The sequence below is a fragment of the Paraburkholderia rhizosphaerae genome, assembly GCF_004366595.1.
GTDB classification, from domain to species: Bacteria; Pseudomonadota; Gammaproteobacteria; order Burkholderiales; family Burkholderiaceae; genus Paraburkholderia; species Paraburkholderia rhizosphaerae.
Genome location: NZ_SORE01000022.1, coordinates 1 through 15151, shown reverse-complemented (window position 1 = coordinate 15151; position 15151 = coordinate 1). Strand labels below are relative to the sequence as shown.

General features: G+C 60.6%; 19 protein-coding genes. 9 read left to right on the top strand and 10 right to left on the bottom strand.

Annotation, left to right across the window (positions count from 1 at the left end; translation table 11 throughout):
* Positions 1-178: 178 nt before the first annotated feature.
* From BX592_RS24785 to BX592_RS24770, 4 genes are all read right to left on the bottom strand, one after another.
* Positions 179-481, bottom strand: coding sequence for a carboxymuconolactone decarboxylase family protein (locus tag BX592_RS24785; RefSeq protein WP_377681597.1), 303 nt, complete (start codon positions 479-481; stop codon positions 179-181).
* Positions 482-746: 265 nt separating this feature from the next.
* Positions 747-1856 (bottom strand): porin, encoded by a 1110-nt coding sequence (locus tag BX592_RS24780; protein WP_134195578.1) that lies wholly within the window; start codon positions 1854-1856, stop codon positions 747-749.
* A gap of 302 nt (positions 1857-2158) precedes the next feature.
* A complete protein-coding gene (locus BX592_RS24775; protein ID WP_243849717.1) occupies positions 2159-3112 on the bottom strand; it encodes a LysR family transcriptional regulator in 954 nt (317 codons plus the stop codon).
* 103 nt (positions 3113-3215) lie between these two features.
* On the bottom strand, positions 3216-3743 hold the full coding sequence (locus BX592_RS24770; RefSeq protein WP_166676453.1) for a winged helix-turn-helix domain-containing protein: 528 nt from the start codon (positions 3741-3743) through the stop codon (positions 3216-3218).
* 401 nt (positions 3744-4144) lie between these two features.
* Here BX592_RS24770 and BX592_RS24765 point away from each other — a divergent pair, with 401 nt between their 5' ends.
* The 5 genes from BX592_RS24765 to BX592_RS24745 all read left to right on the top strand — a co-directional run bounded on the left by BX592_RS24765 (position 4145) and on the right by BX592_RS24745 (position 7130).
* On the top strand, positions 4145-4687 hold the full coding sequence (locus BX592_RS24765; RefSeq protein ID WP_134195572.1) for a DUF2589 domain-containing protein: 543 nt from the start codon (positions 4145-4147) through the stop codon (positions 4685-4687).
* A complete protein-coding gene (locus BX592_RS24760; protein ID WP_208327970.1) occupies positions 4684-4959 on the top strand; it encodes a hypothetical protein in 276 nt (91 codons plus the stop codon). Before BX592_RS24765 ends, BX592_RS24760 begins: the two co-directional genes overlap by 4 nt.
* Positions 4956-5522 carry a hypothetical protein gene (locus BX592_RS24755; protein WP_134195570.1) on the top strand — a complete coding sequence of 189 codons (567 nt, stop codon included), beginning with the start codon at positions 4956-4958 and terminating at the stop codon, positions 5520-5522. The genes BX592_RS24760 and BX592_RS24755 overlap by 4 nt, the downstream gene beginning before the upstream one ends.
* A gap of 148 nt (positions 5523-5670) precedes the next feature.
* Positions 5671-6366 carry a DUF2589 domain-containing protein gene (locus BX592_RS24750; RefSeq protein WP_134195568.1) on the top strand — a complete coding sequence of 232 codons (696 nt, stop codon included), beginning with the start codon at positions 5671-5673 and terminating at the stop codon, positions 6364-6366.
* A gap of 113 nt (positions 6367-6479) precedes the next feature.
* A complete protein-coding gene (locus BX592_RS24745; protein WP_134195566.1) occupies positions 6480-7130 on the top strand; it encodes a glycoside hydrolase family 19 protein in 651 nt (216 codons plus the stop codon).
* Between the two features lie 93 nt (positions 7131-7223).
* Here BX592_RS24745 and BX592_RS24740 read toward each other — a convergent pair whose 3' ends face one another.
* From BX592_RS24740 to BX592_RS24730, 3 genes are all read right to left on the bottom strand, one after another.
* Positions 7224-7637, bottom strand: coding sequence for a 2-oxoglutarate dehydrogenase (locus tag BX592_RS24740; protein ID WP_134195564.1), 414 nt, complete (start codon positions 7635-7637; stop codon positions 7224-7226).
* Positions 7638-7706: 69 nt separating this feature from the next.
* The gene (locus BX592_RS24735) at positions 7707-9527 is read right to left on the bottom strand and encodes a S10 family serine carboxypeptidase-like protein (protein WP_134195562.1); all 1821 of its coding nucleotides are present in this window, start codon (positions 9525-9527) and stop codon (positions 7707-7709) included.
* Positions 9528-10004: 477 nt separating this feature from the next.
* The gene (locus BX592_RS24730) at positions 10005-10424 is read right to left on the bottom strand and encodes a zinc-binding dehydrogenase (RefSeq protein ID WP_243849716.1); all 420 of its coding nucleotides are present in this window, start codon (positions 10422-10424) and stop codon (positions 10005-10007) included.
* Between the two features lie 62 nt (positions 10425-10486).
* Here BX592_RS24730 and BX592_RS34005 point away from each other — a divergent pair, with 62 nt between their 5' ends.
* Positions 10487-10732 carry a hypothetical protein gene (locus BX592_RS34005; protein WP_243849715.1) on the top strand — a complete coding sequence of 82 codons (246 nt, stop codon included), beginning with the start codon at positions 10487-10489 and terminating at the stop codon, positions 10730-10732.
* 13 nt (positions 10733-10745) lie between these two features.
* Here the strand turns inward: BX592_RS34005 and cobF are convergent, their stop codons facing one another.
* Positions 10746-11519 (bottom strand): precorrin-6A synthase (deacetylating), encoded by a 774-nt coding sequence (cobF, locus tag BX592_RS24720; protein ID WP_134195559.1) that lies wholly within the window; start codon positions 11517-11519, stop codon positions 10746-10748.
* A gap of 109 nt (positions 11520-11628) precedes the next feature.
* Here cobF and BX592_RS24715 point away from each other — a divergent pair, with 109 nt between their 5' ends.
* From BX592_RS24715 to BX592_RS24705, 3 genes are read left to right on the top strand one after another with little or no spacing between them, the layout of a single operon-like run.
* Positions 11629-12870: an alkaline phosphatase family protein gene (locus BX592_RS24715; protein ID WP_134195557.1), complete on the top strand. Its 1242-nt coding sequence runs from the start codon at positions 11629-11631 to the stop codon at positions 12868-12870.
* Complete coding sequence (locus BX592_RS24710) at positions 12867-13118, top strand: hypothetical protein (protein WP_134195554.1); 252 nt, start codon at positions 12867-12869, stop codon at positions 13116-13118. The genes BX592_RS24715 and BX592_RS24710 overlap by 4 nt, the downstream gene beginning before the upstream one ends.
* A gap of 9 nt (positions 13119-13127) precedes the next feature.
* Positions 13128-13826: a hypothetical protein gene (locus BX592_RS24705; RefSeq protein ID WP_134195552.1), complete on the top strand. Its 699-nt coding sequence runs from the start codon at positions 13128-13130 to the stop codon at positions 13824-13826.
* Positions 13827-14014: 188 nt separating this feature from the next.
* Here the strand turns inward: BX592_RS24705 and BX592_RS24700 are convergent, their stop codons facing one another.
* Both BX592_RS24700 and BX592_RS24695 read right to left on the bottom strand, forming a co-directional pair.
* Positions 14015-14902: a DMT family transporter gene (locus tag BX592_RS24700; RefSeq protein ID WP_134195550.1), complete on the bottom strand. Its 888-nt coding sequence runs from the start codon at positions 14900-14902 to the stop codon at positions 14015-14017.
* Between the two features lie 123 nt (positions 14903-15025).
* Positions 15026-15151 (bottom strand): AAA-associated domain-containing protein (locus tag BX592_RS24695; RefSeq protein WP_134195548.1); only part of this gene is annotated, 126 nt, incomplete at its 5' end.

The window sequence follows — 15151 nt, the reverse complement described above, 5'->3', positions numbered from 1 at the left end:
GATGAGTCGATCCGGGAACGCGTCGGCTCACGCAGGATCGTGAGGTTCGAATTCAACTTAAACGAGCGCTGCAAGGTGGTCAACCGGGTAATCCCCGACACCGCGTGATGCGGTTGTATCGATGTTTGACGTGCCTGGTAAGCTTGTGGCCGCTCGTGAGCCTGCCGGAATTCCGCGCTTACCGGTCGCCGGAAAGCTGCTCGAATGCGTCCATGACGCGCCCGGAATACGCGAGCGTCGCGCCCGCGTTCATCGCGACCGCGACGCCCAGCGCCTCCGCAATCTCCGCTTGCGTCACACCGAGCTCAATCGCCTTTTTGACATGATTCGCGATGCAGCTATCGCATCGCGTTGTGACTGCCACGGCCAACGCGATCAGTTCGCGCGTTTTCGCGTCAAGGTGCCCACTGTGCGGGCCGGCGTCATGCAACTGACGATACCCGGCGATAGTGTCCGGCGTCAGCTCCTTCAGCCCCTTCATGCTCTGCCCGATCTTTGGCAGGAACGACTTCCAGTCGATCAACATCGCTGCTCCCGATACGCGTGAGTTGTACGGGTGACGAAGCGTGCGCCGATGACGATCGCGGGACAATATGCGGATCGGCGGCACGATCCACTCTGCATGATGACGCGCAAGCGCATGCAGATTACCGGTCGTCAGCATCGCTGACGACCACATGGCCGCACATTATGAAAAGTTCACGCAATGCGCGGCAATGGATGCGCCGACGCCGCGTGAGCGAGTGTTAGAAAGAGTGCTGAATACCCGCGTAGATACCGGACTGGCTGTGACCCGCCAGCGGATTATCCGTCGCCACCGTGTCACCCGCGCTGTTCGCGTTGAGCGCAAAGTTCGCGGTGCTGCTGTTCTGCACTGTCGCGATCTGGAAGTCGAGCAACGTGCGCTTCGACAGGTTATACGTGCCGCCCAGCGTGTAGAGCGTCGCGTTGCCCGCGCCCTTGTTCGCGTTCACGTGATACACCGCCGCGATCACCGCCGCGGCCGGCGACACCTGCCACGTCACGCCGCCCCATTCATGATCGAGACTCGTCGGCGAAACCCCGGTCGTCGCGGGCGCACCGGAAGTGCGGATCGCCTGATAGGCGGCCTGTATCTTGAACGCGCCGAAAAACACGTTGACCGCAGCCGTATACTCGCGCGAGGCCGTGAACGGATCGTCCAGCAGGCCGTTCTGCGCATCGCGGATCTCGTCGTAAATCGCGCGCGCCTGCACGTGAGCGGTCGTGTACGTGAGTTGCAAACCCGCCCAACGCCCTTGCGGTGTCGTGCCGTTGCCGTTCCAGTTGGTCGCGTTCGACAACGCGTATTGCCCGAATGCGTCGAAGCCGGACAGATTCGGCGTCTGGTACGAAATCGTATTGCTCGAATGCAGCCAGTTCCGCCCGCGCACGAGCGATGCCGACGACCAGTTCGACTGGCCAAACGGGTCGAAGTCCCACACCCCGTTCGAGATAAACAGTTCGCGCCCGAGCAGCAGCGTACCGAAGCGCTGGCTCGCCACACCGACGGTTGCGTAGCGATCGAATAGCCCGTCGCTGCTGCCCTGGCCGTTGATCGTGTTGAACGCGCCTTCGAGATGGAATACCGCCGCATAACCGCCGCCGAGATCTTCCGTGCCCTTCAGGCCCCACAAGCTGGTTCCCCAGTCACCGCTTTCCGCGCGAAAGCGCGATGTCTCATGCGTCGCCGCTCCATTCGCGGAGGGACCGGCAGGCACGCCGTTCATATACTCGATACCGGCATCGAGCCGGCCGTACAACGTAACCGACGACTGCGCCTGAGCAGCCGACACGCAAAGCAATGCGAGAGCGCCTACTACCGCTTTTTTATTCATATACGTCTCCTGGGCGCACGGCTTGTGGAGTGCTTTTTTTATCCAATACCGATGCGCAATTCGACCTTATAACTGGTCAGTTCGTTTAAATATCCGGATTACAGGTTTTCTGTAAATTTCGGCTCATATATTGGTATTTTCGTTAATTGCGAAAGCACACCAGGTTAAATGGCCTTCGAAATAAAACAAGCCGGAATTCTACACATTTTATCGCGCATGCGTGGTGGATTACGCAATTGTCCGAATTCGCCGAATTTATTAAATTCTGGCCCTTTCGTGACAAAAAGATCGTGGAACGCGCATCAAAGCACGTCGCTCGCCGCTTTCATTTCTCCGGCGCGGGCGGCCGTCGGCAATGCGTCAATCAGCTGCTCTTCGATCATGACGGTTCGCACGAATTCGGCGAATGCGCTAACCGCGCGCGGGATGTGCCGCCGGGTCAGATAGGTGAAATAGACGCGCACATCGCGGTACGCGTAGCCCGGCAGCACCTCGCACAACTTGCCGGTCCGCAGGCTGCATTCCAGCATGAAGGTCGGCAGCAGCGCGATGCCAAGTCCCGCCACCGCGGCACCCAGTTGCGCATGGGAGGTACTCACGTGGAAACGGCCCTTGACCGGAATCTGCTCGAGACCATACGGGCCGTCGAGCCGCCAGACGACTCGCGCGCCATTCGGGCGCGGCGACACGATGCAATCGTGTGAAACAAGATCGGCCGGCGATAGGGGTATCCCGCGCGCGCGTAAATACGAGGAGCTTGCGACCAGCTTTTTCTGCGTTGCACCGAACGGCCGTGCAACCAGCGTCGGCTCATCGACCTGCCCCGTGCGGATTGCAACATCGATATTTTCGCTGAGCATATCGGTCGAACCATCTCGCGGCTCGAATTCGAGTGACACATTCGGATACTTCGCCAGAAACTGCGCAATCCGTTCAAGCGGAAACCAATGAAAGAAATCGGCGGGCGCCGCGACGCGGATTCGCCCGCAAACCGACTCGCCGGCATCGAGCATCTTTCTGGCCGATTCCGCCAGTGCATCGACCTGTTCCGCGCACCGCTGGAAAAAGTCCTGACCCGCACCGGTGAGTGCGAGTCGCCGCGTCGAACGCTGCATCAGCCGCACGCCGAGATTGCGCTCGAGTTGCTGAATGCGACGGCTGCACGTGCTCGCCGGGATGCCTAGCCGGCGACCGGCTTCCGCGAGACTGCCCGCACGAATCACTTGCACAAACAACGCGACGTCATTGAGATCCATTGCTCGCCACATCCCGGTCTGCGAATCAGTCTCATTCTATCGCCGCAGTGCGAAATAGATGCTTCCCTAACGTCTGAACAAAAGAATTGGCAGTGCGGATCTGTTAATGGTCGAGAATCAGCCAATCGTCGAAGCTGAAACCGCGCACGCGCACCGTATTTAACGGCAATGACGTGCCGAGCCTGTCGCGCACTTTCTTGCGCAGGCGCATCACCGTCGTATCGAGCCGGTTCTGGTCGTAGCTCAGATAGTGCTCGCCGAATTCGTCAATTATTCTTTTTCTCGAAACGACCTCACCTTTTTCGGACAACGCAAACACTTTGACCAGTGCGAACTCGAGGCTCGTCAGCCTGGTGCAACTTCTGTTCGGCGCGACCAGCGTATGTTGATGCAATGACAGCCGCCATGGCGGATTGGTGCCGCGTGCAAGACTGGCGATATAAAGCGGAAACGGATGTTTGTCATCGACCTGCCAGATCGTCACCGTCTTGCACAGTGCGCCGCCCGCAGAGTCCACATGTAACGCATCGGCTGCATGACCATCATTGACCTGGTAACCTGCATTACTAAACAAATGGAAAACTTCGCTTCGCTTGCGCACATCGTCATCGAGCAAAAGTAACGCCATCATATTTACCCCGATTGTGTTGGCAGACGCACTTATGTTCGCGGACGGAAAAATCGGCAACATGACCATTTATGACATCCGCTGATTGGCGAATTAGACGCGGGAATAGTCCGTGTCCTTAAATTGATGTTCGATATCCTTTCGATATAAATACCACTTCGTCAGCTATACGTAACGGCATCGGATAGCCGAATGACATAATCGGGGAGTTATGCCTTCCCGGGTAATAAGCGACGAATAGAGGCGGGCAACGGGAGATCGGATTCGATGCAGATCGAATGCGATGCGTGACGAATACCGATCAGAAACGATCAGGATCGGCAATGTGGCGCCCGTTACCGTGAGGATCTCAAGCAGACAGTCCACCGTATTCCCGACACTCGCTTTCGCCCGAAGGAGCGGCTATGGCCACTTCAAGCAGTCTCGAAGACATCGTGCGAGCGATCGCGCAATCGATCATGCAGGCGCAGCATATGGTCGAGAAAGAGCAGGTATCCAATTTCGCGACATTCTTTACCGACGATCGCGAACCGACCACCATCGACATCTGCCTGCCCGCGACGCACAGCACCGCAAAGCCGGACGACAAGGTGCATTACCGGCTGCCGCTGCTGGCGCTCGTGCCGCACAGTTCACTGGTGATTGGGGAAGCGGAAGTCGATCTGGACCTGGAGCTCGGTGACTTCGAGGAGGTCGATCGCGACAGCGATAGCGACAACGACGCAATCCTGAACCAGACGGGCAAGGCGGCGCCAGCACAGAAGAAGGCGATGCTCATGGTAAGCGCCAGCGGCGCCAAAAGCGCGAACCGCAGCCTCGCGCATATCAAGCTCAAGCTGCAGGCGGCGGAAAAGACGGAGGGCCTCGCGCGGCTGCTCGACGACGTAATCAAGTGTCAGGGCATGACCGGCTTGATCAATCCATCCGCCAAGGAGCCCGGACCGTGACAACCGAGCGTTTTCATCTAAGCGATATGCGCTTCGTCAAACGGATCGTGGTCGGCAACGATAACCCGCAGAACATCCGTACCGAGACCGAAGTTCAGGAAGCGATGGATCTGGTCAACCGCTGCTTGAGCGGCACGCCGCGCGGGATCATTCTCGGCATCGAAAAGAGTTTTGGGCTGTACAACATCGGCGAACACCAGGTCGTGCTTCAGTATGTGGTCTATCACATCGGCTTTACCCGCAAGCCGATCTTTCTGACCTCGCCATCGTGACCACCAAAGTGCTTACGGTCGACGCGCTGTGCGATGCGCTGACCGATATGCTTCGCGAAGTCAACGCATCGCTTGCGAGCGAAGCGCTTGCGTCATCGTGTTGCGGCGGCACCGCGTCGCTCGATCAGTGCAGCCTCCTTACGAACTGCTCGTTGCAGCACACCTATCGTTACCAGCTCAACGCGTTGTCATTCAGCTTGCCTTGTTGTGCAGTCACGCGCCGCATCGACCACGCACAGCACATCGTGCTCGCCCTGCGTATTCCCGCGTGGTGGCAGCGCATCGGACGCTCACCGGTGTACCGGCAGCTGCATATTGATGTGCGTCCGGATGCGACCGCGCTGCGCTTCACCCCGATTCAGCGCTCAGCGATGCCACATCGCGGCAAACAACGGACCTTGCTTCTGTCGCAAAACCAGAAGCTGATATTGGCGTTATCCACTGACGCCACGAAAGCCACCCGGGACGAAGCTCCGCGCGCGACAACGAAGCACGCGTTCCATCACCGCATCGCGCAGTGGCTGCGCGGGAAGCCTGCATCCGACGCTCCCGACGTCCGCTGAAAATCAGGCCGACACCAACAGGAACTGTCACGAATAGCCTTTCTTAGCGATCCTAATATCGTGACAGGCGCTCCACCGCGCTGCCGATGCCGGACGTCGAGCACACGAAGGCATCGATTTCCTGGACCGAACTGTTAAAGGAATCTCCATGCCAGAGCTTATTGAAATGGCATCCCAATTCAAGGGATTGCCGATGTCCGACCTGATCGGTAGCCCGCTGACGGCAGCGTGCGACGCGCAGATCAAACTCGCCAATGCAACCGCCGATTTCATCAAATACGTCGGGTTTCTGCCGCCGCCCACCAACGACCCGAAAGGGGTCGGCGATACGCGTATTGCTCACTTCGCGTTCAGGCGCCCGATTGCGGATCCCGGCGACGCGACTAAAACCATCGACGAAAATGTCACGCTAGATGTGCCGCTGCTCGCGATCGTCAAAGTTCCCGCGCTAGGGATCACGAAAGTGGACATCACGTTCGACATGGAAGTGAAGTCGTCGTTTGCGTCGAAGGAGTCCACCGATGCGTCCGCCAAGTTGTCCGCGGACGCGAAGATCGGCTGGGGCCCGATTAGGGCGACCGTGCATATCGAGGGTTCGGTCGCGACGCACAAGGAAAACACCCGCTCATCCGACAACTCGGCGAAATACCACGTTCAGGTGCTAGCCGAAGATTCCGGCATGCCCGAGGGGTTGGCACGCGTGCTGGACATTCTGCAAACGGCAATACAGCCCAAGACGACTGGCACGGCGCCGAACGCACCGGTGAATAACGCGAACAATCCGCCTGGTCCGCCTACCCCGCCGTCCCCGGTTAATCCGCCGAACCCGAACGACAACCCCTAACCGCGGCGAGCCCATCGCTGACGGACGACTGCGGCAGGACGCCGCTCAAACGCTTCGACTCAACCTTCACAGTGGCGTTCGATCGGGCGCCACTGTGATCAGGATTGCCTATCATGTCCGAAATCACGCTCGAACAATTGACCCGTCTGCTGACCGTACCCGATGCGGGCGCGCAGGCGCAGAAATGGCTCGATCCACTGAATCATGCAATGGCCGAATGGTCGATCGACACACCTTACCGTCAGGCGGCTTTTCTCGCGCAGACGCTGCACGAATCAGGGCAGTTCCGCTATCTGTCGGAGAACCTGTATTACTCGGCGCAGCGGTTGCGCCAGGTTTGGCCCGCGCGCTTTCCAGGCGAAGAGAAAGCGCTGCAGTATGCGGGCAATCCGCAAAAGCTCGCGAACCTGATCTACGCGGACCGGCTCGGCAACGGTAACGAAGCGAGCGGCGATGGCTGGAGCTACCGCGGCCGCGGACTGATCCAGCTGACCGGTCGCGACAACTATCAGCGCTGCGCGCACGGACTGCAACTGGACCTGCTCAGGCAACCGGACCTGCTGCAGGAGCCCGACGGCGCGGCGCGTTCAGCCGGGTGGTTCTGGTTTGAAAACAAGCTTAACGAACTCGCTGACCCAAAGCCTGGGCACGATCCGGCTGAAGACTTCGCGACAATATCAAAGCGCATTAATGGCGGAACCATCGGAATGCAGGCGCGCATCGAGTATTGGGACAAAGCAAAAGCAGCGCTTGGCATCGGTTGATAACGACTGCCGCCGTTAGCGCGCGCACCGAATCACGCGTCGGTCCCTAAGGCCGGCAGTCGTCGGTTGGTCAAATGAACGCAAGCTGTTTGGTCACTGCCCCTGTTGCCGCTGCAGATACTGCCGGACATCGTTCATCGTGACTCTGCCCGTATGCGCTGTGTCGATCTGATCGAAGTGCTTCGCAATAAAACCCAGGCCTTTGCTTTGCGCTTGCGCCTGCGTAATCGAAGCACCGTTGGCCAGAGCCGAATTGGCGCCGAGCCGCGCTTCGATGCGCTGCTGCGCCTGTTGCTGCAATTGCGTGCCGCTGGATGGCGCGATCGACGCGGGGCGGTTACTCGGGAAAAATGGCCCGTCGACACCATGGCCGCCCTTTGGCAGCGTGACCGGCGCAACGGCCTGCGCCGCGAATGCCTGTGAGTCGAACACGACTGTACCCAGCAGGCCGAGAACTAAAGGAACCGTAAGCGACGCGGCGCGCCGCAGCATAGCGATCGTAGACATGAATCCCTCGCATCGATGGCTGGAAGGCTACCTCCGAAGTTCGCCCCCGGAGGCTCGTCTGTTTAGAGGTTACTGGGTCGTCGTCGCCTGCGCGGTCGCGGTCGGTGTACCTGCCGGGCTCTCGTCGTGCCACGGCGCGGGCAGTGTCCTGAGCGACAGCGCAAAGGGAATCGGCTGCCCCTGATAGTAGTCGACCAGATCCGCCTTCATCTTTGGCCGCGCGGTGTCATCCAGATAGATCATGTGGCCGCCGGGGAAAAAGTTGACCTGCAGGTTCGGATTCAGCCCGTGTACCGATTGCAGCCGCGCGAGTTCCTTCTCGGTGGTGAAGAACGGCGTCGCGAGGTCGTGATAGCCATTCTCGGCGAGCACCTTCAGTTGCGGGTTCAACGTTAGTGCGCCGAGCAGATCGGGCAGCGTGTCCGGTAACGGCTGACCATCGTGCGAGAAGTCCCAGATCTCGATGATGCTGTCGTTCAGCGGCACATACGTCGCGTTGGGTGCGGTGTAGCCGAGGTAATCGGGTAGCTGCGTCGCGAGCGCGGTCGTGAACGGCTGCGAGATCAGGATATCCGACGGATCGGAGTCGGTTTGCAGGCGCGGATCGGAATTGGGCAGCGATACGCGTCCATCGTAGCGGCCGATTGTCGTGCCCGGTATCAGTGATGTGTTAAACGGGTTCTCGTTGAAATAGCCATTCAGCGCCTGCAGCGTCAAACCCGAAGGAAAGCGCCACAATTGCAGCACGAGCGGCGACGGGAAGACCGGCGTGCCGAGCGCATCGGGAATGCCGAGCTGGCTCAATACCCACGTCTGCGCGTAGCGCCTGAACAGGTTGTACTGGCTCGTCGCGAATAACTCGGTTTGCAACGCGTAGAGCCCCGGGTCGAGCGGCGCGGGCGACGCCTGCTTGTAGTACGCCGCGACCGCCGCATAGCCCGGGAAATAACCTGCGAGCGTATCGGTGTCGAGTTGCAGGCCTAGCGTGTTCAGCGTAATCGCGGTTGCTTCGATCGCATCGGCGAAGTAGTTCAGGATCGACGATTGCAGCACGATTCCGGTCAGATGCACGCCAGCCGTTTCGAGCGCCAGTGCAAGCATATCGGTGCGCGGCGTGCCATACGATTCGCCGTACAGATAGATCGGTGAAGTGCCGCGATTGTTTGCCGCGAGATAGCGGATGATAAAGTCGCGCATCACGTCGACGTCAGGATCGCTGCCCCAGAATACGCGGTTCGTGTTCGGCAGAATCGCTTCCGAAAGGCCGGTTCCCGGTGGGTCGATAAACACCATATCGGTGGTGTCGATCAGACTCTCGGTGTTGTTGACCAGCGGGTAGTTCGGCCAGTTGGTCAACAGCGGGTCGGGGGTCGCGACACGTGTGGGCGCAAACGAACCCAGGCGCAGCCAGATCGACGAAGAACCGGGGCCACCGTTATAGACGAAGGTGACAGGCCGCGGCTTGCCGTTCGTCGACGGCGCGGTGTACGCAACGTACGACATCGTTGCTTCGGGGTTGCCTTGGGCATCTGAGGCGGTCAAGTGTCCGGTCGTCGTCGTGTAGTTGATTCTGGTCTTACCGGATGTCCACTGGTAATGCATGACTGCCGCCTTTTCGGCAACCTGTGCAGCGGGCAGACCGTCATTCGCACTCGTCGAGTAGGGGATCGGATCGTTATACGGCTGGTTGGCCGCTTGTGGCTGCGCGTTGGTTTGCGGGTTTGCGTTCGCATTCGCCTGCTGCATCGCGCTCGCGACTGCCGACGAGGGATTGCCGTCGCCGCCTCCACACGCGGCCAACATCAGCACGGCTGCAACCAATACGCCCGGCAACGCTAGCCGCGTCGACCCGCGCAAGCGGCCACTGCAAGAGCTACGGTTTGATTTCATGTCTGCCCCTGAGTTGAGTGAGCTACCGCTCCACCACGGCCGCATTCGCACCATGTGCGAATGCAAGACAGGAACCCGCATCCGGTTCAAACGCGTTGCAAGCGGCCGACGGCACTGGGAGTAAATCTAACAATCGTCTTTCTATCGCCTGACATTGACAATACGTCGACAACGAATTGCATAAATAAGGAATACCAATCACATAACCGGCTATCGAATAGTTTTTATGCGTATTTGTTCGAGAAGTATTTGGTAATGAAAGAGGGCAAAGGAAAAATAGGTGGTCGCTGCGGGCTTTGTCAAGCCGCGCCTTTGCGCCTATGCGCGCCGGATGTTGCTGATGTGAAATGACTGCGGCAATAAAAAAGCCCTGCTAAAGCAGCGCCATTCAATCCGTAAATATTGCTACCGGAATTCCCATAACGGTGACTGGTATAAGTCAATCCGTCTACAAGCGGACACATGCGATTGCGAACCTCAAGCGGCACATTCGTTCGAATAGTGGCGATCGGGAATTGCGACGATGTTCCCGACAAACGACTTCGACATGAAGCGCCGCTGCGCTTCGTGAAACTGCGACAGCGGATAGGTCGCCGCGAGCACCGGTTTGATCGCGCCGCGCCGGATATAGTCGAGCACGCGCGCGAACGCCGCGCGCGTGCCTTGCGACGACCCATTGAGTTGCAGTTGCTTCAGGTACATCGTCCGCAGGTCGAGTTGAACTACCGGTCCGGCGATCGCACCGGCCGTCGTATAGCGGCCTTCCGGCTTGAGCACGTTCAGCAGATTCGCGAACCATGCGCCGCCCACCAGGTCCGCAACCACATCGACCGGTCTTCCGCCCATCATCGCGCCAACATCCGCGACCGCACGCCGCGGCTCGACGACCGCACGCACGACAAGCGCGTCGGCCTCGTGATTCTCGCACCGACCATACGACCGTGCCGGATTTCGCGCGCATGGTGGCGTCCGCGCGCATCGGCATCTACGTGAACCGGATTCCTTACGCGAATCCGCCCAGTCCGACGCGCTATTTACTCATGCACTACACTGCGCGCCGCGAGCGTCGCCGCACGCATCGAAGCGGCAATCGGCAAACCGGTGGTGACAGCAATCTTGCGACCGCGTGGATGTGTCTGCGTCTATGCGGGGATCACGAGCCGCGGCCGCAATGGGGCCACCTGATGACTTTGCCGCTCGCATAGCAAACCCCGGCGCTCACTCGTGCGCGCCGCCGCGTCGCCGTTTCAGTAGATACGTGTCCATGATCCATCCGTGCCGCTGCCGCGCATCGGCACGCACGCGCTCGATTTCGTCGATCACGTCGCCAAGTTTTCCGGCTACCAGGATTTCGTCCGCCGTGCCGACATATGCACCCCAGTAGATATCGAGCGCTTCGTTCGATACCTGCCGGTACGCGTTCTGCGCATCGAGCATCACGACGGCGCTATCGATGCCGTCCGGAAAGGCTTCGCAGAGAGTTCGTCCGTTCGTGATCACAAGCGGTCGGCCGATCGCGTTGAGTGCGACCCGATGCTTTGCCGCAAGCGCCTGTACGCTGCTGATGCCAGGAATGACCTGATAGTCGAACGCATGCTGGCCGCTTCGCGCAATCGCGTCGACGATGCGCATCGTGCTGTCGTAAAGCGACGGGTCGCCCCATACGAGAAACGCGCCGCATTCGCCGTCGTGAAGCTCGTGCGCAATGAGCCGCTCAAAAACCTGCTGTTTGTCGCGATTCAGATCTTCGACCGTGCCGACGTAATCCGCTTCGCCGGCTTTACGCTCAGGGCTCGGCACGTCGACGACGCGATAGTCACGGTCCTTGACGTAGCGTTCGATAATTTCCTTTCGCAACGCAACCAGTTTTCCCTTCGCCGGGCCTTTGTCCATCACGAAGAACACATCGACCTGATTGAGCGCATTGACGGCCTGCATGGTCACGTATTCAGGGTCACCTGCGCCGATGCCGATAATCAGCAGCTTTTTCATCTCCGTCTCCGGGTTGCGCGCGACGCGCTGAAAGCCGGCTATCACGGCTTTGCGCGAATATCTTCGGGACAGTACACTAGCACGCGCTCCAACCTTGGGAGAATGCTCGATGAGTGCTAATGCAACGGCAACATCCGCACCGGCTCGGATTCAGCATGTATTCGTGCTGATGCTCGAGAACCGGTCGTTCGATCACCTGTTCGCGCTATCCGGCATCCCCGGCATCGTCGCCGCCACATCCGCGAAGTCGAACACCTACGGCGGTACGGTTTATCCGTTCGGCGGCAACGCACCAGAGCGTCTGCCCACCGATCCCGGCCACGAGTTTCCCGACACCGTCGAGCAGCTTTGCGGTGCAGGCGTGCAGTTCCGCAAAGAGCAGCCCTTTCCTCCCATCGACAATTCCGGTTTCGTCGCGAACTATGCGACTACGCGAACCGAGGGGCCGCTGCCGCCGCCGCAGGACATCGGCGACGTGATGCGCGGCGCCGACACTCGCACCCAGGCGCCGATGCTTTACACGCTCGCGACCGAATTCGTGCTGTGCGACGGCTGGCATTCATCGATGCCCGGGCCGACGTGGCCGAACCGTTTTTTCGTGCATGGCGCGTCATCCGCGGGCCTCGATCACACACCGACCGACACCGAAATGGTCGAATGGGAGTCGGTCGACGGCTTCACCTACCCGAAAGGTTCAATCTACGACGCACTCGGCGACGGCAACTATCGCTTGTATCAGGATGAGTCCGGCGCGCTGTCCGGCCGCATACCGCAAGTCTCATCGATCCGGAACATCGATTTCTTCGACGTCGACGACCTGTCGCATTTTGAAGCCGATCTTGCGCAAGGCTACACCGCACGCTATACGTTTATCGAGCCGAACTACGGCGATATCGTGAACCAGAGTTACGAAGACGGTAGCTCGCAGCACCCGAGAGACGGTCTCGCGCGCGGCGATCAGCTCGCCGCACGCGTGTACAACGCGATCCGCCAGTCGCCACTCTGGGAGAGTAGTCTGCTCGTGATTCTGCATGACGAACATGGCGGCCTGTACGACTCCGTGAAACCGGGCAGTGCGCCGCCACCGAATGACGGCGCTTCGGCGAAACTGAACGCGTCCGGCTTCGGCTTCAACGTCTATGGGGTTCGTGTGCCCGCGATAGTCGTGTCCCCGTGGGTCGCGAAGGGCTTCGTCGATCACACGGTGTACGATCATAGTTCGGTACTCGCGACCCTCGAGCGGCTGTTCGACCTTGCGCCGCTCACGGACCGCGACCGCTACGCGAACGACCTGTTGCCGCTTTTCACCTCCACTTGCCGGACCGACTGTCCGCAAAGGATCGGAACATGAGCCAGACCGGTACCGTCGACCCACGCGACGCCGAGCCCGTGCCCGATGGCACGAGCCTGATGGCATATCTGCATGTGCTGAAGAAAGCGCACGGCGCGCTGGTCGGACACGTGAATGCACAGCAGCGGTTTCGCCAGATTGTTACCCGCGCTCACGCGAGGCAATACATCGAGGAATTGATGCCGCAACTGCTGCATGAGCGTGAAAAGCGCCGGCAGCACCGGCGGCGGCGGGCTACCGGTCGCTGAGTCGCCGCCATGAACAGCTGGGCACGCTGCGCCACTCGCCCGGTTCGCACCGCTCTCTGTGCGGCATCCGCTGCCGCGCTCACCTCGTGCGGCGGCAGCTTCTGCGTCGGCGTCGATGGTTGCGGCGGCACCAATCCACTACCCAACGTCACGTTGACCGGCACGGCGGCAACCGGCCGTGCGCTCGCCAGCGCCGCGGTCAGCGTCAGTTGCACGCAGGGCACGGGCACCGCGCTATCGGACGGCGGCGGCAACTACAGCATCACGCTGAGCGCGGCGCTTCCGTGTGTGCTTACCGTGACCTCCGGCGCCACCACGCTGCATACGGTCGCGTTTTCCGGCGGGACATTCAATACGACGCCGGAAACCGAACTGATGCTGGTCTATCTGGCCGCGCAACTCGGTACGACCGAAAACGCGCTGCTTACCGGCTTTCCGACCAACGCGACGTTCCAGCAGGCGCTTGCGAACGCGACGAATGTACTGGCCGCGCAAACGGCGGTGGTCGCGAATCTGCAGCAGCACTACTCGGTCACGCTATCGGTACCCGCGTTTTTGACGACACCGTTTATCGCCGGACAAGCGGGTATCGACAGCGACCTCGATGCGCTGACGACAGCCGGCGTGATCGACGCGAATGGCATGCCCGATCCGGCCGCCGTGTCGCTGCTATCGGCGGCAGGCACTGCGCGTCCGCTTGGGCAATGACCGGTCGCTGAAGCGGGCGCTACTTGACGGCGGCTGACCCCGCGTTTGCACGCCACAGCGGCACGCCTGCCCGCCCGTGCGAGAGCGCGGTGTCGACGGCCAGGGCTATCTGACGACGATGCGCTGAGCACCCAGCGCCAGGCATAGGGGCCGGCCGCTCGCACAACGGCCGGCCGATCCGGCAAATGTCAGCGCTTCTGTCGCAGCGCGAGCGCGACGCCGCTCAACGTCAGCACCATCGCGAGCACGGTGCGCGCGCCCAGCGGTTCGCCGATCGACAGCGCCGCGGCGACGATGCCGAGCACCGGCACCAGCAGCATGCCGATCGATGCAATCTCCGCAGGCAGCCTGCGCAGCGTTTCAAACCACGCGAGATAGCACACGCACATCGGCACCAGCGCCATATAGATCAGCACCGCCCAGCCGTCCGCGTGCAGCGCGCCAACCCGTGGGCGTTCCACCGCCAGCCCGAACAGCACCATCGGCACGCACGCGATGATCACTTGCCACGCAACCAGCGCGAGCGGCGCGATCGGCATCGGCTCGCGATTCGCGACGGTACCGAATGCGAACAGGATCGCGGCCAGCAGCGCACAGACCACGCCCACGAGCCGGTTCGCATCGAGAGCAATGCCATGGCCGCCGAGCAGCACGGCGACGCCCGCGAGACCCAGCACGAGTGCGCAAAAGCCACCTGCCGATGGACGGCGCGATAGTATCGGCCACGCGAACAGCATCGCCCAGAGCGGCATCGTGTACACGAGCAACGCCGCCTCGTTGACCGGTAGCCACACCATCGAGAGCGTCGACAGCCCCATCCACGCGAGCACGTTGGTGCCGGCCGCGAGCAACAGCCGCGGCACCCATCGGACGGGCACCCGCATCGATTCGCCGCGTGCGATGACGATCACGAACAGCAGCAGCGCGGCGGCGACACCCGCCACACCGCGCGAAAAAAGCGGCGGCCATTCGCGCAGCAGTACTTTCATCGCGGGCCAGTTGATCGCCCAGCCCACCGCGGTGATGAGAAGAAATAGAAGACCGGACAGACGGGACGATGCACTTTTGCTGGACATGCTTGTGATGGGCCGCGGCGCATGGTGTGTGTGCTGCGAGTCGTGCTGGGTGAAACGCGATGGTGCCATAGATGACCGATGCGCTTCATCCAGCGCGACTCAGACCGCGCGCGCGATGCGCGATCAGGCTTCGACGTCCGCGAGACCGAATATCTCCGACTGGTCGTTATACGAGAAGATCTCGCCATAGCGCCCCCAGTTGATCACCGCATCGAGCGTCTCTTGCGCCGCGCTATCCGACAGGAAGTC